The sequence below is a fragment of the Enterococcus sp. DIV1411a genome (assembly GCF_050531945.1).
GTDB lineage: Bacteria > Bacillota > Bacilli > Lactobacillales > Enterococcaceae > Enterococcus_B > Enterococcus_B faecium.
The window spans coordinates 1871838-1890194 of record NZ_CP172892.1 but is presented as its reverse complement, the minus strand read 5'-3'; the positions used below and the strand labels follow the sequence as shown (position 1 = coordinate 1890194).

Annotated in this window: 19 protein-coding genes; 14 read left to right on the top strand and 5 right to left on the bottom strand. The window is 38.6% G+C overall.

Features of this window, described 5'->3' with window-relative positions; genetic code table 11:
* Positions 1–47 precede the first annotated feature (47 nt).
* Positions 48–248 carry a cold-shock protein gene (locus IGJ87_RS09180; RefSeq protein WP_002294067.1) on the top strand — a complete coding sequence of 67 codons (201 nt, stop codon included), beginning with the start codon at positions 48–50 and terminating at the stop codon, positions 246–248.
* A 253-nt stretch (positions 249–501) separates the two neighbouring features.
* On the opposite strand, the gene rnjA is transcribed toward IGJ87_RS09180, so the two are convergent.
* Together rnjA and IGJ87_RS09170 are read right to left on the bottom strand one after the other, a co-directional pair.
* Complete coding sequence (rnjA, locus tag IGJ87_RS09175; RefSeq protein WP_002327197.1) at positions 502–2181, bottom strand: ribonuclease J1; 1680 nt, start codon at positions 2179–2181, stop codon at positions 502–504.
* Position 2182: 1 nt separating this feature from the next.
* On the bottom strand, positions 2183–2395 hold the full coding sequence (locus IGJ87_RS09170) for a DNA-directed RNA polymerase subunit epsilon (protein ID WP_002287947.1): 213 nt from the start codon (positions 2393–2395) through the stop codon (positions 2183–2185).
* 392 nt (positions 2396–2787) lie between these two features.
* On the opposite strand from IGJ87_RS09170, the gene efrA reads away from it, so the two are divergent.
* The 3 genes from efrA (at position 2788) to IGJ87_RS09155 (ending at position 6567) form a co-directional block, all read left to right on the top strand.
* Complete coding sequence (efrA, locus tag IGJ87_RS09165; protein ID WP_002299664.1) at positions 2788–4518, top strand: multidrug efflux ABC transporter subunit EfrA; 1731 nt, start codon at positions 2788–2790, stop codon at positions 4516–4518.
* Positions 4515–6275, top strand: coding sequence for a multidrug efflux ABC transporter subunit EfrB (gene efrB, locus IGJ87_RS09160; RefSeq protein WP_089030470.1), 1761 nt, complete (start codon positions 4515–4517; stop codon positions 6273–6275). Before efrA ends, efrB begins: the two co-directional genes overlap by 4 nt.
* 94 nt (positions 6276–6369) lie before the next feature.
* The gene (locus IGJ87_RS09155) at positions 6370–6567 is read left to right on the top strand and encodes a hypothetical protein (protein ID WP_002296291.1); all 198 of its coding nucleotides are present in this window, start codon (positions 6370–6372) and stop codon (positions 6565–6567) included.
* 91 nt (positions 6568–6658) lie between these two features.
* Here the strand turns inward: IGJ87_RS09155 and IGJ87_RS09150 are convergent, their stop codons facing one another.
* Entirely contained in the window at positions 6659–7612 is a 954-nt protein-coding gene (locus tag IGJ87_RS09150) for an IS30 family transposase (RefSeq protein ID WP_002325884.1), read from the bottom strand.
* Between the two features lie 173 nt (positions 7613–7785).
* Between IGJ87_RS09150 and IGJ87_RS09145 the strand changes: the two genes are divergently transcribed.
* Positions 7786–8271: a gamma carbonic anhydrase family protein gene (locus tag IGJ87_RS09145; protein WP_002319637.1), complete on the top strand. Its 486-nt coding sequence runs from the start codon at positions 7786–7788 to the stop codon at positions 8269–8271.
* A 103-nt stretch (positions 8272–8374) separates the two neighbouring features.
* On the opposite strand, the gene clpP is transcribed toward IGJ87_RS09145, so the two are convergent.
* A complete protein-coding gene (gene clpP / locus IGJ87_RS09140; protein ID WP_002289402.1) occupies positions 8375–8968 on the bottom strand; it encodes an ATP-dependent Clp endopeptidase proteolytic subunit ClpP in 594 nt (197 codons plus the stop codon).
* A 179-nt stretch (positions 8969–9147) separates the two neighbouring features.
* On the opposite strand from clpP, the gene IGJ87_RS09135 reads away from it, so the two are divergent.
* From IGJ87_RS09135 to IGJ87_RS09100, 8 genes are all read left to right on the top strand, one after another.
* Positions 9148–9675: a hypothetical protein gene (locus tag IGJ87_RS09135; protein WP_002289403.1), complete on the top strand. Its 528-nt coding sequence runs from the start codon at positions 9148–9150 to the stop codon at positions 9673–9675.
* A gap of 90 nt (positions 9676–9765) precedes the next feature.
* Entirely contained in the window at positions 9766–10503 is a 738-nt protein-coding gene (locus IGJ87_RS09130; protein ID WP_002338709.1) for a glycerophosphodiester phosphodiesterase, read from the top strand.
* A 3-nt stretch (positions 10504–10506) separates the two neighbouring features.
* On the top strand, positions 10507–11424 hold the full coding sequence (gene miaA / locus IGJ87_RS09125; protein WP_002324581.1) for a tRNA (adenosine(37)-N6)-dimethylallyltransferase MiaA: 918 nt from the start codon (positions 10507–10509) through the stop codon (positions 11422–11424).
* Between the two features lies 1 nt (position 11425).
* Positions 11426–12655 carry a GTPase HflX gene (hflX, locus tag IGJ87_RS09120; RefSeq protein ID WP_002338708.1) on the top strand — a complete coding sequence of 410 codons (1230 nt, stop codon included), beginning with the start codon at positions 11426–11428 and terminating at the stop codon, positions 12653–12655.
* Positions 12656–12884: 229 nt separating this feature from the next.
* Complete coding sequence (locus IGJ87_RS09115; protein WP_002338707.1) at positions 12885–13277, top strand: MerR family transcriptional regulator; 393 nt, start codon at positions 12885–12887, stop codon at positions 13275–13277.
* A 27-nt stretch (positions 13278–13304) separates the two neighbouring features.
* On the top strand, positions 13305–14645 hold the full coding sequence (glnA, locus tag IGJ87_RS09110) for a type I glutamate--ammonia ligase (RefSeq protein ID WP_002287001.1): 1341 nt from the start codon (positions 13305–13307) through the stop codon (positions 14643–14645).
* Between the two features lie 359 nt (positions 14646–15004).
* On the top strand, positions 15005–15250 hold the full coding sequence (locus tag IGJ87_RS09105; protein WP_002326505.1) for a hypothetical protein: 246 nt from the start codon (positions 15005–15007) through the stop codon (positions 15248–15250).
* Positions 15251–15471: 221 nt separating this feature from the next.
* Complete coding sequence (locus tag IGJ87_RS09100; RefSeq protein WP_002286999.1) at positions 15472–17082, top strand: CTP synthase; 1611 nt, start codon at positions 15472–15474, stop codon at positions 17080–17082.
* On the opposite strand, the gene IGJ87_RS09095 is transcribed toward IGJ87_RS09100, so the two are convergent.
* Positions 17059–17271, bottom strand: a complete 213-nt coding sequence (locus IGJ87_RS09095) for a hypothetical protein (protein ID WP_002294058.1) — start codon at positions 17269–17271, stop codon at positions 17059–17061. The two genes, IGJ87_RS09100 and IGJ87_RS09095, sit on opposite strands and share 24 nt — an antisense overlap.
* A gap of 102 nt (positions 17272–17373) precedes the next feature.
* On the opposite strand from IGJ87_RS09095, the gene IGJ87_RS09090 reads away from it, so the two are divergent.
* Positions 17374–18243 (top strand): class II fructose-bisphosphate aldolase, encoded by an 870-nt coding sequence (locus IGJ87_RS09090; protein ID WP_002294057.1) that lies wholly within the window; start codon positions 17374–17376, stop codon positions 18241–18243.
* Positions 18244–18357: the final 114 nt, after the last annotated feature.

The following is an 18357-nucleotide window of genomic DNA, read 5'->3' as shown; positions in this document are numbered from 1 at the left end:
AATGTTACAATTTAAATTAGTGCTTTTGGCACGAGGAGGATATTATTATGGAAAACGGAACAGTAAAATGGTTCAACGCTGAAAAAGGATTTGGATTTATCTCACGTGAAGATGGAAGCGACGTATTCGTTCACTTCTCAGCTATCCAAGGTGACGGATTCAAAACATTAGAAGAAGGTCAAGCAGTGACTTTCGACGTTGAAGAATCAGACCGCGGCCCACAAGCTGCAAACGTTGTAAAAGCTTAATTTTATCTGTAAATCAAATTGATGGTAGACATCAATTTTTACGAGAGAACAAAGCGAGTAACAAAAATACCTGCCACAAGAGACAATTTCTCTTGTGGCAGGTATTTTTTTGTATGAAAAAGTAAATAAATTTAAGAGGCTATGAAAGAGCCACCTTGTATCAAGGAATAAGAACAAACAAAAATGGCTTCTCATGTTTTTCATTTGTTTTCTCTCATATTCAGGACAAGGTGCTGATTTCATAACCTCTTATTTATTCTTCATCTGGTGTCATTACCATTGGCAAAATCATTGGATGTCTTTCTGTACGTTCGAATAAGAAAGGCTGAAGCGCGCCAGTCATCGCTTCTTTCAATTTATATTCTGAACAGTCAGGTCCATTCAAACATTCTCTTAAAGCGTGGAATAAGATTCGCTGAGCTTCATTGATCATTTCTCCTGATTCTCGCATGTAGACAAATCCACGAGAGAGAATATCTGGACCAGCCAAGATTTCTTTTTTCTTGATATCCACTGTCGCGACAGCTAATACAAGACCTTCTTCTGAAAGCAGGTGACGGTCACGTAAAACGACATTACCAATATCACCGATCCCGCTACCATCGATATACACATCTCCAGCCACAAAATGCCCAGCAGGACGCGCAGAATCGCTAGTTAACGCTAAAACATCGCCATTTTCCATGATGAAGCAGTTTTCTGCAGGAACACCTACATCTTGTGCTAGAGAAGCATGTACTTTCAACATGCGGAATTCTCCGTGGACAGGAATAAAATATTTTGGCTTCATCAAACGAAGCATTAATTTTTGTTCTTCTTGTCCACCGTGACCGGAAGTATGGATGTTATTGATTTTTCCGTGAATCACTTCTGCACCAGCTTCAGACAGCAAATTGATCAAATGATTGACACTTGTTGTATTACCAGGAATAGGTGAACTTGAAAAGATCACTGTATCGTCTGGCTGGATTTGGATTTGACGGTGAGTACCATTCGCGATGCGGCTCAACGCGGCCATCGCTTCTCCTTGAGAACCTGTACATAGGATCATCGTTTCATTGGCAGGCAAGCGATTGATTTCGTGTGCATCTACAAATGTGCCGTCTGGAACTTTGATATATCCTAAACGTTGACCGTTGACGATGGCATTTTCCATGCTTCGTCCGAAAACAGCGATTTTACGACCAGTTGCCACAGCGGCATCTGCTGCTTGCTGCAAACGGAAGATGTTAGAAGCAAAGCTGGCAAAAATGATACGTCCTTCGATTTTTGAAAAGATCTTCAAAATAGAATGCCCAATCGTTTTTTCTGATTTAGTAAATGTTGGAATCTCAGCATTTGTACTATCAGATAAAAGGCACAAGACTCCTTCTTCCCCGATACGAGCCATTTTATGCAAGTTTGCTGGTTCGCCAACAGGAGTGAAATCGAATTTGAAGTCTCCAGTCGCTACGATATTTCCAGAAGGTGTTTTCACCACGATCCCTAATGCATCTGGGATACTATGGGTCGTTCTGAAAAAGCTGACAGAAGTCTTTCTAAAACGGATGATCGTATCTTCATTGATCTCATGGAGCTCTGCATCTCGAAGCAAGCCATGCTCATCTAATTTGTTTGTGATCAATGCTAATGCGAGAGGACCAGCATAGATAGGAATATTTGCTTGTTTCAGCAAGTAGGGTATTCCGCCGATGTGGTCTTCGTGCCCGTGAGTAATCACCAAGGCTTTTATTTTGTGTAAGTTTTGTATGATGTAGCTGTAGTCGGGAATGACATAGTCAATTCCAAGTAAATCGTCTTCCGGGAATTTGATCCCGGCATCAATCAAAATGATTTCATCTTGGAATTGTACCCCATACGTATTTTTCCCGATTTCACCTAATCCACCAATAGCAAAGACGCCTGTCTCGTTATTTTTGATGGAAAGTTTCATATTAAAACTCCACTAATGAAAAATCAGCATTTTCTTTTTCGTACTCTAGATGACTTCCTTCTAGAAGTTGAACGAATTCAATATTGTATGGGGTATTTTCTTCCACACGTTGGCGAGCGTCTACATCGCTTTTTGCCTCAATGTAAAGAGATTTTGTTTCTTCCCGTTTAGGGTTGCGTACTTTTGTTTCTTGATAATAAACTTTATAGATCATTGTTTTGTCTCCTTTATCTGCGTAAAGCAGTGATTTAGCTAGTTGATTTTTTTAGACAACACAAAACGAGGGGACAAGCCACCTGGTTTTTCATATGCTTTGACTAGAATACTGGATTCGAGTCAAAGAGACAAGCCTCGTTTTTGCTTATCTGTTCGGATATTTTTTCAACCGTACCTTCTGTATAAAAAATATACAACAATTAATTGTTATTCTAGCATAAAACAGCAAATAAGTATAGAAATCAACTAGATTGAAAGAAAAAATCAATGTTTATCATCCCGCTATAATCATAATGACTTTTTTATGAGAGAAGTGTTCTATTAATAGGCTCGTTGTGCTATCATTTTTAGTAATGAAAATGTAACAAAAGATTAAAAGGAGATGAGAAAGTGAAACTAATGTGGCATTATACCATGCGTTATAAGAAATTCTTGTTTTTCAATTTCATATGCGTATTTGGTTTTATTTTGATTGAATTAGGACTTCCTACGATTTTAGCACGTATGATCGATGTAGGAATCCGCAATGATGATTTTGATTATGTGAAGCAACAAGGGATATTTATGATCGTTATTACTGTAATCGGTATTATTTTGAATATCTTGTTAGGTTATTTTGGTTCGAGGATTACGACTAATATCGTAGCAGATATTCGAGATGATTTGTTCGAAAAGATCCAAAGTTATTCGCATCAGGAATACGAAAATCTAGGCGTATCTTCATTGATCACTCGTACAACAAACGATGCTTATCAGATCATGTTGTTCCTGCAAAATATTTTACGTATCGGTTTTATGGCACCAATGATGTTCATTGTCAGTTTGTACATGGTCATGCGTACAAGTGTGACACTCAGTTTGTATGTAGTAGGTGCATTACCTTTACTATTATTGGCAGTCGTAGCGATTGCTAAGGTGTCTGAACCGTTATCTAAAAAGCAACAAAAAAACTTAGATAAAATCAACAGTATCTTGCGGGAAAATCTTTCAGGATTGCGTGTGATTCGTGCATTCGTCAATGAAAAGTTTGAAGAAAAACGTTTTGCTGTAGTCAATGAGAATTATGCTTCTAGTTCAAAAAGCTTATTCCGTTTGATGGCTGTTGCACAACCGGGTTTTTATTTCTTATTTAATATCGTAATGGTATTGATCATCTGGAGCGGGGCAGTGCAAATCGATGCAGGCGAGCTTCGTGTAGGAGATTTGATTGCGTTTATCGAGTATATATTCCATGCCTTGTTCTCATTCATGTTATTTGCCAGTGTGTTCATGATGTATCCAAGAGCAGCTGTTTCAGCTGGACGTATCCAAGAAGCCCTAGATGCCAAACCTTCGATTGTAGAAGATCCAAAGGGTATATCTGATACAAAAACTAAAGGGTATATCGAATTTCAAAATGTAACATTTGCTTATCCAGGCCATTCGCAAGAACCAGTGATTCGAAATGTCAGTTTTACAGCCTCTCCAGGAGAAACCGTTGCTTTTATTGGAAGTACCGGTAGCGGAAAATCTACGTTGATCCAATTGATTCCTCGCTTTTATGATGTGAGTGAAGGAAAGATCTTGATCGATGGAGTAGACGTGAGAGATTATCGGCTAAGCAAGTTGCGAGATAAGATTGGGTTTATTCCGCAAAAAGCGTTGCTATTTACTGGAACGATTGCAGATAATTTGCGATACGGGAAAGAAGATGCTACGCAAGAAGAAATGGAACGTGCAGCTGAGATTGCTCAAGCTTCAGAATTCATTTCTCGAAAACCAGATGGATTTAATGAACATTTATCAGAAGGTGGTTCCAATTTTTCAGGTGGACAAAAACAACGATTGGCAATAGCCAGAGCCATCATACGCCGTCCGGAAATCTATATTTTTGATGACAGCTTTTCTGCATTAGATTATCAAACGGATGCGAAGTTACGTGCTCGTCTGAAAAAAGAAACGACAGAATCTACTGTATTGATCGTAGCACAACGTGTGGGAACGATCATGCATGCAGATAAGATCATCGTATTAAATGAAGGAGAAGTCGTCGGTATGGGGACGCATCGGGAGTTGTTGGAAAAATGCCCGATTTATTATGATATTGCCGCTTCTCAATTATCAAAGGAGGAATTAGCATGAAAAAAACCTTTTCTTCCTTAAAACGTTTAGCTCGATATATCAGACCGTATCGTGGGACTTTTCTTTTAGTGATCCTATTTACAGTTCTGACAGTGGCTTTCAACGTGGCTTTGCCATATGTTACAGGACTTCCTACTACAGAAATCAGCCGTAATATTGCCAATGGCGAATCAATCAATTTTTCTTATATATTCAAATGTCTCATTTGGATCACAGTTGTTGGAATAGGGTATTGTATTTCGCAATTACTTTCTGGTGTTTTGATGACAAATGTCGTTCAAAGTGCCATGCATGATTTGAGAAGAGACATAGAAGAAAAAATCAATCGTCTTCCGGTTTCATATTTCGATAAAAACCAGCAAGGAAATATTTTGTCTCGTGTGACGAATGATGTAGATGCAGTCAGCGGTGCTTTACAACAAGCTTTTATTGGTATCGTAAATGCGACATTGGGAATTACGTTGGCTGCAGCAATGATGTTTTATATCCAGCCGATGATGGCGTTGATCTCTATGATCATGATTCCAACATCGATCTGGATCTCAAAACGAGTGATCAATGCTTCGCAGAAATATTTTCAAAGCATGCAGAATTCTCTTGGTGAGCTAAACGGCTACGTCCAAGAAAATATGACAGGTTTTAGTGTATTGAAAGTATATGGACGCGAAAAAGAAACATTGGAAGGATTCAAAAAAGTTAATCACAGCTTGAAATACTTTGGGTTTCGTGCAGCATTCATTTCTGGCTTGATGATGCCTCTAGTTCAATTAACTGCCTATGCTACTTATATTGGTATGGCTGTTCTAGGAAGCTTTTATGTTATTACTGGGGCGATCGTTGTCGGTCAACTACAAGCATTCATCCAATATATTTGGCAAATCAGTCAGCCAATGGGGAACGTGACACAATTGTCTTCAGTTTTGCAAAGTGCATCAGCGGCAACGAAACGTGTATTCGAGATTTTAGATGAGCCAGAAGAAAAAGAAAACAAAGTAGATGCTTCACTGCCAGAAACGATTTTAGGAGATGTGACATTCGATCATGTCGATTTTGCATATGATCCGAAGAAACCATTAATCCAAGATTTGAATTTTGAAGTGAAAGCTGGTCAAACCGTAGCTGTGGTCGGTCCGACCGGTGCCGGCAAGACGACATTGATCAATCTATTGATGCGTTTTTATGACGTAGACAAAGGAGCAATAAGGATTGATGGAATCGACACCAAATCAATGAGTCGCAGTGATGTGCGTTCGCTATTTGGTATGGTCTTGCAAGATGCATGGCTTTATCAAGGAACGATTGCAGATAATATCCGCTTCGGAAAGCTTGATGCGACAGATTATGAAGTAGTTGATGCTGCGAAAACAGCAAACGTAGATCATTTTATCCGAACAATGCCAGATGGATATGATATGGCCATCAATTCTGAGGGAGACAATGTGTCTTTAGGACAAAAACAGTTGCTGACGATTGCCCGAGCAGTGGTCTCCGATCCTAAAATCTTGATTTTAGATGAAGCAACAAGTTCAGTAGACACCCGTTTAGAAGCGTTGATTCAAAAAGCAATGGATCGCGTGATGGAGGGACGGACAAGTTTCGTCATCGCTCACCGTTTATCGACAATCCGTGATGCAGATCTGATTCTAGTGATGGATCAAGGTCAGATCATTGAAAAAGGAACGCATGAGAGTTTATTGGCACAAGGTGGATTTTATGAAAAACTGTATAACAGCCAATTTGCTGAGGAAGCAGAATAAGTCATATAAGAATAAAACAGTTTAAAACTTATTTTTTGTTCTCTATTCTTGATAATGGTAAAGTAAAGTTATCAAGAAAAGTGAGGACACGGAGATGGAACAGTTTTTAAATGAAAAAATTACTGAAGCCAAAAGAGAAGTTGATCGTTTAACGCACGTCTGTCAGACGAAGCCTTTTGATTCAGCTGATTTTTTTGAAAATGAGTTTCAAATCGAACGCTTGGCAGCACAAATAGAAGTGTACGAATTAATTTTAAAAAAAGTAATAGAAGAAAATATAGATGTACAATAAAAACAGGTAAAACGTCAGTTACCAGATACTGTAAATAGACATCTGGCCTGAGCAGGTTTTACCTGTTTTTTTCTTATTATTATTTGTCAAATTAAGCGAGACAAAACTTTCCATTTACGTAACTCAAAAAAACTTCTAATGGTGTTTGGTAATTTAGTGATTTTCTAGGGATATGGTTTCTTTTGGACGCAACGGATGAGATGAATCCTTGATTGACTTGGTTGAAGTCCATTTCTTTTGGTAGTCCATCTTTTCGGAGGAGTCCGTTTGAATGTTCATTTAATCCCCGTTGGGAAGGCGTTCCTGGGTCTGCGAAATAAATATCAATATCATTCGTATTACTAATACTTTTCCAATTAGAGAATTCTTTTCCACAATCAAAGGTAATTGATTTGAAAAGATTTTTGGGTACGGATTGAAGCCATTCATTAATCGAATTTTCAATATCAACTGCCTTACGGCCTTCTGGTTTCAAGGCGATAATGGCTTTTGAAAGTCGCTCAACGAGCGTGATGACGGCACTTTTATGGTGGATGCCGACAATCGTATCACCCTCTAAATGTCCAAATTCTTCTTCGAAAACGACATAATCTTTTTTACGCTCAGAAATATTTCTTTTGAATGCCTGTTTTCCACGTTTTTCCTTATAACCATTTGGTTTTCGTTTTCCTTGCATCGGTAAATGTAAAACATTGAATTCTCCCGTCTTAAACCGGCGATAGAGGGTACTTACTGAACAAGAGAAGGTTCGCTCTGCACGGCCAATAATGACGTCTGGGGTCCAACCTTCAGTTGATCTTTTTGCAATGTATTCTTTTTCCTCAGCAGGAAAAATGATTTCGGTTCTCCCACAACGTCGCTTATTTTCTTTGTATTGTTCAAAGTATTCAAGTGCTGTTCCACCACATTTGAGAAAGTTATAGACATTGTAAATTGTTTGGCGTCCACGTTTAAGCTGTTTCGCAACGATAGCAACCGGAGTTTCTTGATGAAAATATGCTTCTATCATTACAAGCTCGTTTGGTGTAAGATGGGTATAAGTCATTTATGTTCACTCTCCTTGTATGCTTTAGCGGGTATTACAATTGGAGTGTAACATAAATGGCTTTTTTATTTGTCTCGCTTAATTATACAAACGGCGTATGAAATAAATATATGCTATGATACCTTTATTCAATAGGATTAGTTTCTACAAAAAATGAAAGGAGAAAAATAAATATGGAACGGTTTATAGCATCAAATGCCACAGTGATTGGTGACGTGACATTGTCAGAAGATGTGACGATCTGGTATCAAGCTGTTTTACGCGGGGACAGTAATTGGATAAAAGTAGGACAAAGAACGAATATCCAAGATGGTACAATCATCCATGTCGATCATGATGCACCTGTAGATATTGCGGAGAATGTGACGGTAGGACATCAGTGCATGCTACATGGCTGTACAATCGAAAAAGGGGCGCTGATCGGGATGGGGACCACGATATTGAATCATGCGGTTATTGGTGAGAATAGTTTGATTGGTGCTGGATCATTAGTAACAGAAGGAAAAGTTATTCCTCCTAATGTCTTGGCTTTTGGTCGCCCAGCTAAAGTGATCCGTCCTTTGACAAAAGAAGAAATACAAAAAAACAAAGAAAACATCCAGCATTATGTCGAGATAGGTCGGATGCATGCGCAAGGAAAATTCAAGGAGCAAAGATAGGCAGTAGCATCCATAAAATAAAAAAGGATGGTCAGTTTGAGTTGACCATCCTTTTTTATTTGGTTTAGATAAGAGAGCTTAAAAAAGCTTCCTTTGAAACAGATTAATTTAATGAAGAACTGTTTTCCATGACTTCATCGATCAATCCATATGCTTTTGCTTGTTCAGCTGTCATATAGTTGTCACGATCTGTATCTTTTTCAATCACTTCAAGTGGTTGTCCAGTGCGTTCAGCTAAAATTTTGTTTAAGCGTTCGCGTGTTTGCAAAATATGGCGTGCCGCAATTTCGATTTCAGTTGCTTGCCCTTGAGCGCCGCCAAGAGGTTGATGGATCATGATCTCAGCATTTGGTAAAGCAAATCGTTTACCTTTTGTACCAGCTGTCAGCAAGAAGCTTCCCATTGAAGCAGCCATACCCATAACAATTGTTTGGACATCTGCTTTGACAAAGTTCATTGTGTCGTAAATAGCCATACCTGCTGTAACTGAACCACCAGGAGAATTGATATAAAGATAGATATCTTTTTCAGAATCTTGAGCGTCTAAGAAAAGCAATTGGGCGATGATCGAATTAGCAAGATCATCTGTTACTTGGCCGCTTAACATGATGATACGGTCTTTCAATAAACGTGAGTAGATATCGTAAGCTCTTTCACCTCGTGAAGATTGTTCAATGACTGTAGGAATTAAATTCATAATAGAGTTCCTCCTTGATTTCGTTTAGAAATAGTGTACCATAATTTAGTTTCTAATACCTAAAATGTAGTATACATTTTTGGTCAAAAAAGGTCAAATAAAAAACTTAGGCAAATTAGTCGCATAAACCCGCTTTATGGTATGATAAGCAGAGAAACAAAACAAGGAGGAACAACAGATTGATAGTTGGTATTACTGGTCTTATCGGAGTGCTGACAGGTGCTGTAGTTGTCTATATCGGCATGATACTGCAAATGCGTCACTTGGAAAATAAAGAACAGCGTAGACGTGAATTGGAATTGAAAGTCAAAGAAATCGAGACGCTGAATCAATTAAATAAAAAGATCAACGAGATCTTGCAGAAACGGACAACGCTGATGGAAGAATATGTCAGCTTTGATGCATTTGATGATTGTTATATCACGATTGACGATTTTGCGTATCTCCAATCATTTTCAGCGCAAAATAGTTTTTATCTGCCAAATTATATTTTAGACGAGCTATTTAAGAATATCTCCCATCGAAAAGTGATTTTATCTCCAGATGAAACAATGAAGATTGGTGGATATGCTTATAAAGGCGGACGCGTGATTTTAGAGAATTTTACGGATAGTCTGACTGAAATGATCAATGAAAAAAAAGCTCAGTTGAAGACTATGACGCGCCAGCCGATTGGTTTCTTCTCGAAAGATGATGTTTGGAGCTGATATTTTGAAGCATTGCCGTTGCACATGAGAGCGTGGTAATGCTTTCTTTTTTTCTTAATGATACAATAGAACTGAACGGAGTGAAGAAAGATGTTACAAATCTATGCCCATCGCGGAAGCAGCGGCACCCACCCAGAAAATACGCTTCCTGCATTTGCAGAAGCTGTACGAGTAGGTGCAGATGGTATCGAACTAGATGTCCATCTAAGCAAAGATGGTTATTTGATCGTTATGCACGACGAAGAAGTGGACCGGACGACTAACGGTAAAGGGCTGATTCGAGAAAAAACATTGGAAGAACTCAAAAAATTGAATGCAGGGGGCAAATTCAGCAAAGAATTTCCAGCAGCTAAAGTTCCTGAATTGAGAGAAGTGTTAGGACTGCTCCTCCAAAAAAATTACCGAGGGATGCTAATGATTGAAATTAAAACTGATCAGTATGAATATCCCGGTATCGAAGAAAAATTAGCCGAAACATTAAAAAGTAGAGATTGGCCTTTTCAATATGCATATTGCAGCTTTCATTTGGATTCTTTGGAAAAAATCGCGTTACTGGAACCGGAGATACAGCTGGACTTATTGATGAGTACTTCTGATAAAAAGATCCAGCTAGCAGCAGAAACCCCTTATATAGAAGGAGTACATCCAAAAAATACTTGGTTGTTCGAACATCCAGTCCAGGCAGCTGATTTTCCAAAAGCAATTCGTGCATGGACGATTAACGATGAAGAAGAAATGGCCAAATGTCAAGAACTCAAAATAGATGGAATAATAACTGATTTTCCGGAGAAAGCTCTTCGGTGGAAACAATCAACGAAAAGTAGGTAAAATATGGAAAAAGTATTAGTGATCGTCGGTCCGACAGCAGTCGGTAAAACAGCGCTAAGTGTGGAACTCGCACAACTATTTGGAGGAGAGATCATCAGTGGTGATTCACTGCAAATCTATAAAAATCTGGATATCGGTACAGCAAAAATCAAAGAAGAAGAGATGAATGATGTTCCGCATCATTTGATTGATGTGATTGAACCTACTCAACGTTACTCAGCCGCTGATTTTCAGCATTCAGGTCGACAATTGATTACTGAAATTGCGAACCGAGGGCACCTACCTATCATAGCTGGTGGTACGGGTCTGTATATCCAATCCCTTCTATATGATTATCAGTTAGGAGCGACAGAAGAAGCGAATCCTGAGATTAGAAAAAAATACGAAACGTTAGCTGAAACAATTGGTTCCCAAGCATTATGGAATCAGTTGAAAGAAAAAGACCCGGCAGCTGCTGAGAAAATCCACTGGAACAATCAACGAAAGGTGATAAGAGCTCTGGAAGTTTTAGAGACGACAGGACATAGTATCACGGCACCTAAAGAAGAGCCAAAGCAATTGTATGATTACCTCATGATTGGATTAGATACGAAGCGTAGTATTCTTTATGAACGAATCAATCAAAGAGTCGATTTGATGCTAGCAGAAGGTTTAGTAGCAGAAGCGCGTAAGGTGTATGAGCTTGGAGAAGTCCAGGCCAGTCAAGGTATTGGATATAAAGAATTTTTCCCTTATTTTGAAGGGAAAGAAACATTGGAAGAAGCAACAGAACAAGTCAAACTACATTCGAGAAGATACGCGAAACGTCAGTTGACGTGGTTTCGTAACCGTTTGGATGCACAGTGGTTTGATCTTATAAGTGAGCCAAATCAAAAAAGTCAGATTGAGCAAACAATCAAAAAATGGCTGGAGGCGGAATAAAATGGAAGAAAAAGTGATCATCGTAGGGGTAGAAACCGAAGCAAACCAGCGTTACTTTTCAGAGTCAATGGAAGAGCTAGTTCAGCTGACGAATACCGCATCAGGAGAAGTCGTATTCACAATTACACAAAAGAGACCACAAGTGGATCGGCAAACGATTATCGGTAAAGGGAAATTACAAGAATTAGTTCAACAAGCGGATGCGCATGAAGCGGATTTGATCATCTTTAATCATGAGCTAACTCCGAGACAGAGCCAACTGATTACCGATGCTGTTGGTCTTCCGGTGATTGATCGCGTGCAGCTGATCTTAGATATTTTTGCGATGCGTGCTCGTTCGAAAGAAGGGAAGCTGCAGGTTGAACTTGCTCAGTTAGAATACCTGCTGCCTCGTTTAGTAGGGCAAGGGAAAACATTATCTCGTCTTGGCGGTGGGATCGGAACAAGAGGGCCAGGTGAAACAAAGTTAGAAACAGACCGCCGACATATACGGAATAAAATTTTTGCTGTTAAGAAAGAATTGAAAGAAGTAGAAGCTCATCGAGAGCGCAATCGCCAAAAAAGAAAAAATAGCGAGATTTTTCAGATTGGACTTATTGGCTACACGAATGCCGGGAAGTCAACTATCTTGAATCTATTGACACAAGCGGATACTTATTCGAAAGATCAATTGTTTGCAACGTTAGATCCATTGACTAAGAGATGGCGTTTTGCTGAAGGATTTGAGATTACTGTAACGGATACCGTCGGGTTCATCCAAGACCTGCCTACGCAACTGATCGATGCTTTCCATTCTACATTAGAAGAAAGTCAAAATATGGATCTTTTGCTACATGTAGTCGATGCTAGTTCTCCAGATCGTATTTTACAGGAGCAGACTGTCTTAAAATTGATGGATGAACTGAATATGAAAGAAATGCCGATACTGACTGTTTACAATAAGGCAGACCAGATCGACCCAGCGATGTTCACGCCTACGCTATTCCCAAATGTATTGATTTCTACTCAGACGAAAGAAGGTAAGATGGCGTTGATCGAAGCAATCAAACGTCAGCTGATGGAACTAATGACCCCTTATACACTTTCTGTGCCAAGCAACGAAGGACAGAAATTAAGCGAGTTGAGAAGACAAACAATGGTTTTGGACGAATCGTACATGGAAGAAACAAACGAATATGAAGTTAAAGGGTTTGCAAAAACCAATTCAAAATGGTTAAGAAAAAACCAATAAAATTTTGTTTTTTTAACAATAAAAACACTAATAAAGGATAGTACAGTATAATAAAAAATAAAAGGTATCTGGTACGAAAATCAACTAGATACCTTTTTTGTGTTCTTATTTTTTTGTTATTTTATAAAAAAATAGAGATCTCATGTTAGAAAACCTAACATATGCAGTTGACAATATTTTTTTTAATTGGTACACTTTAGCCAACTTATAAAACGAAAGGGGACGTCTGATGGGAGAAAAGGAATTGCGCCGATCTATGTCCGTATTTCCAATTGGTACAGTTATGAAGCTGACTGATTTGTCTGCTCGGCAAATTCGCTATTATGAAGAACAAGATTTAGTTCATCCGAAACGAAGCGAAGGAAACCGACGTATGTATTCGCTGAATGATATTGATATGCTGCTTGAGATTAAAGACTATCTTTCAGATGGATTGAATATGGCTGGGATCAAACGTGTATACGAAATGGCACAGGCTAAAAAACAAGAAGCAAAAAACAAGAAGCCGTTGACAGATCATGACGTTCGACAAATTTTTCGTGATGAGATTTTGGCGCAAGGTGGGTTAAGCAAAACAGGTCATTATCAGTCGCAAGGATTGCAAAGACAATTCTTTGACTGAATAAATTAAAAAAGGAAGAGGGATACCATGGTAAAGAAACAGATAACAGGTGAAGAAATCAAACGAATCATTGAGGAAGAAAACGTACGATTTTTACGATTGATGTTCACAGACATCTTAGGTACGATCAAAAATGTAGAAGTTCCAGTGAGCCAGATCGACAAAGTATTAGAAAATAAAATGATGTTTGACGGTTCTTCGATTGAAGGATTTGTTCGAATTGAAGAAAGCGATATGTATTTGTATCCAGATCTCTCCACTTGGATGATCTTCCCGTGGGAAAGTGCTCATGGAAAAGTTGCTCGTTTAATTTGTGATATCTATAATCCGGATGGGACACCATTTGCCGGCGATCCTCGCGGGAATTTGAAACGAGCATTGAAAGATATGCGCGACCTTGGTTTTACCTCTTTCAATTTAGGACCTGAACCAGAATTCTTCTTATTTAAATTAGACGAAGACGGTGGGATCACAACGACCTTGAATGATAAAGGTGGTTATTTTGATTTTGCACCAACAGATTTAGGTGAAAATTGCCGCCGTGACATCGTGTTGGAATTAGAAAGTCTAGGCTTTGAAGTGGAAGCTTCACATCATGAAGTAGCGCCAGGACAGCATGAAATTGACTTTAAATATGCAGATGTGGTAGATGCTTGTGATAATATCCAAACCTTCAAGCTCGTTGTCAAAACGATTGCACGCAAGCATGGACTTCACGCGACTTTCATGCCGAAACCGTTATTTGGGATCAATGGTTCTGGTATGCATTGCAATATGTCTTTGTTCAATGATGAAGGAAATGTTTTCTATGATAAAGACGGTGAATTGGAACTAAGTGAAACAGCTTATCATTTCTTAGGTGGTTTGTTGAAACACGCTCGTGCCTACACAGCCGTTTGCAATCCAACAGTCAATTCTTATAAACGTCTCGTTCCAGGTTATGAAGCGCCTGTTTATGTCGCATGGAGCGGTCGTAATCGTTCGCCATTAGTACGTGTACCAGAATCTCGCGGTTTATCCACACGTTTGGAATTGCGGTCAGTTGATCCATCTGCAAACCCATACTTGGCAATGGCAGTATTGTTGCAAGCAGGACTAGACGGTATCCGTAATCAGATCACACCGCCAGCAGCTGTTGACCGTAACATTTATGTAATGGATGAGGAAGAAAGAGAAGCTGCACATATCCAGGACTTACCTTCAACTATCCATAATGCTATCAAAGAATTGCGTAAGGATAATGTAATGATTGACGCATTAGGACAACATATCTTCTCAAATTTTGTTGAAGCAAAACGTCTCGAATGGGCGGCATTCAGACAAACTGTTTCCGAGTGGGAAAGAGAACAATATCTAGAACTTTATTAAAACAGGAATAACGTGAATTAGAGGCTGTGAAATCAGCGTTTTGACCCTCGGTATTAGCTCAACAAACGGCAAAATAGTTCCTCATATTTTGCCGTTTGTTGAGCTAATACCGAGGGTCAGCTGATTGAACACCGTTTATTTAGAAATAAGGAGGCACGACTTTTGTCGCATCTCCTTATTTTTTACTTATGTGATTCGTTACCTTCAATGAATCCCTACAAGGCACTTTTGTTGAAAAAAAGGTCATCTTTGAAAAAATTAGTGGAACTGTTTTGTTTTTGATATTATTTAATAGAAAAGATATGCCAAAAATCCGAGAACTGTGGACTACGTTTTTTACGTAAAGGAGGTAAATAAGGGTGAAAGAAAAAGATTGTTTCTACGATAAGCTATATAAACTGTTGCTGCAAGTAGGAAAAAGTAGTTCTTTGTTAGGTGGGATATTATCTATCATAATGTTTGTTTTATTTTTTTATCTATTGTTTCACTTAAAATTTTTCAGTAACGATTTTCTGATTTGCTTAGGTTTAACGTTAGCTATGTTTATATCAAGCTTATTATGTGGGTTGAATTTTTTTTGCACTCATAAAGGACTTAAGAAATAATTTCTCAAAGGATATCGAAAAAGAAAAAATTGTAAGCGGATAGTATTCATTTGAGTACTTGACTTTCCCTTAGTCAGCTTGTATTATACACCTTGGGCACCCTTTTAGAGGGTCAGAAGTTTACAGAAATTTCGGCTCCCTATTCTTATTGAAGAATAGGGAGCTTTGTTTATTTTCTGAGACTTTTCCTGCACATAAATTAAAAAGGAGTTTTTGAACTTATGACAAAATATATTTTTGTGACCGGCGGTGTCGTTTCATCAATCGGAAAAGGGATTGTTGCAGCTTCTTTAGGACGCTTATTGAAAAACCGCGGCTTAAAAGTAACTATCCAAAAATTTGATCCATACATCAACGTGGATCCGGGGACGATGAGCCCATATCAGCACGGAGAAGTATTCGTAACAGATGATGGTGCTGAAACAGATTTGGATCTGGGCCACTACGAACGTTTTATTGACATCAATTTGAACAAATACTCCAACGTGACGACAGGAAAAATCTATTCTGAAGTTTTGCGTAAAGAACGTAAGGGCGAATACTTGGGAGCAACTGTTCAAGTTATTCCTCATATTACAAATGAGATCAAAGAAAAAATCATGCGAGCAGCTAAAATGACTGATTCAGATGTGATCATTACAGAAGTAGGGGGAACAGTAGGGGATATAGAATCTTTGCCATTCCTTGAAGCACTTCGTCAAATGAAAGCAGATGTCGGTACAGATAATGTTATGTATATCCATACAACATTGATTCCTTACTTGAAAGCTGCTGGAGAAATGAAAACTAAACCAACGCAGCACAGTGTAAAAGAGCTACGTGGTTTAGGTATCCAACCGAATATTTTGGTGGTACGTACAGAGCAACCTGTTTCTCAAAGCGTGAAAAATAAATTGGCACAATTTTGTGATGTCGAACCAGAAGCAGTTATCGAGTCGCCAGATGTAGATACACTTTACTCCATCCCATTAGTTTTACAAGCACAAGGAATGGATCAAATTGTTTGCGACCATTTGAAACTAGATACACCAGAAGCAGACATGACAGAATGGAAAGAATTAGAAGAACGTGTCTTGAACTTGAAGAAAAAAGTACGGATTGCGCTTGTCGGTAAATATGTCGAGTTACCAGATGCATATATCTCAGTAGTTGAAGCATTGAAACATTCTGGTTTCGCCTATAATTCAGACATCGAGATCGATTGGATCAAAGCACAAGAATTAACGAGAGAAAATGTAGAAGAACGTTTGAAAGACGCAGATGGAATCTTGGTTCCTGGTGGATTTGGTGATCGCGGAGTAGAAGGGAAAATCGAAGCGATTCGTTATGCTCGCGAAAATGACGTTCCGTTTTTAGGTATTTGTCTTGGTATGCAGATGGCTTGTGTCGAATTTGCACGTAACGTCGTTGGATTAGAAGATGCGTCATCAGCTGAAACAAATCCAGATACAGCAAACAATATTATTGATTTAATGGCTGATCAGGAAAACATCGAGAATTTGGGTGGAACTTTACGCCTTGGATTATACCCATGTAAAATCAAAAAAGGAACGAAGACGGCTGAAGCATATGATGGAGCCGATGTTGTGCAAGAACGTCACCGTCACCGCTATGAGTTCAACAACAAATATCGTCAATTGTTTGAAGAACAAGGGCTAGTCTTTTCAGGTGTCTCACCAGATAACCGTTTAGTAGAAATCGTAGAGCTGCCAGAGAAAAAATTCTTTGTGGGATGCCAATTCCACCCAGAATTGATTTCTCGTCCAAATCGCCCGCAAAAATTAATCAAAGCATTTGTCGGAGCATCATTAGCAGATCACGAAACAAAATAATTTTTGAACTTGATAGAAAGAGAAAAGTAGCAAGAGAAGGGGATAAGCAATTTTCTTGTCACTTTTCTCTTTTTCTGATTTGTTATTATTTGTAGGAAAAAAGATAGAAAGCAAAAGACTTTTTTCGATTAAAGCGCTATTGGATATTTTATTTTTTGCAAAAAACTTCTTGAAAATTTTCATTTTCATTGATTTTAGTAGAAAACTACCGAAATGTTTGGTAAAATAGGGTCGTTGGTTAAGAATTGTCTTAACAAATTTAGTTTTACAAAACTTAGGAGGAATTTTATTATGCCAGTAGTATCAGGAGCTGAATTTTTAAAAGCTGCTCGTAAAGGCGGTTACGCTGTCGGCGGATTCAACACAAACAACTTGGAATGGACTCAAGCAATCCTTGAAGCGGCTGAAGCAAAACAAGCACCAGTACTTATCCAAACATCAATGGGTGCAGCTAAATACATGGGTGGTTACAAAATCTGTAAAGATTTAATCACTGATTTAGTTGAAGCAATGAACATCACTGTTCCAGTTGCTATCCACTTAGACCATGGTGACTACGAAGCTGCTTTGGAATGTATCGAATTAGGCTATACTTCAGTAATGTTCGATGGTTCACATCTACCATTTGAAGAAAACTTGAAATTAGCTAAAGACGTTGTTGAAAAAGCACATGCAAAAGGTATCTCAGTTGAATGTGAAGTTGGTTCAATCGGCGGAGAAGAAGACGGAATCATCGGTAACGGCGAATTAGCTGATATTGAAGAATGCAAACAAATGGTTGCTACAGGTATCGACTACTTAGCTTGCGGTATCGGTAACATCCATGGTCAATATCCAGAAAACTGGAAAGGATTAGCTTTTGACCACTTACAAGCAATTGCTGATGCTGTAGGTCCAGACATGCCTTTAGTATTACATGGCGGATCAGGTATTCCTCAAGATCAAATCGAAAAAGCTATCTCAATGGGTATCTCAAAAGTAAATGTTAACACTGAATTCCAATTATCATTTGCTGCAGCTACTCGTAAATATATCGAAGCTGGTAAAGATAAAGAAGGTAAAGGATTCGACCCTCGTAAATTATTAGCTCCAGGTAAAGCAGCAATCGTTGAAGATGCTAAATCTCATATCGACTGGTTCGGTTCAGCTAACAAAGCGTAATTCGTTTTAGTTGCATCAATAGCCCTCAAATACTGTTTATTCGGTTGTGAGAAAAAGAACGGGACATTTTTGTCCCGTTCTTTTTATGTTTTTAAATAACATATTTATTTGTTT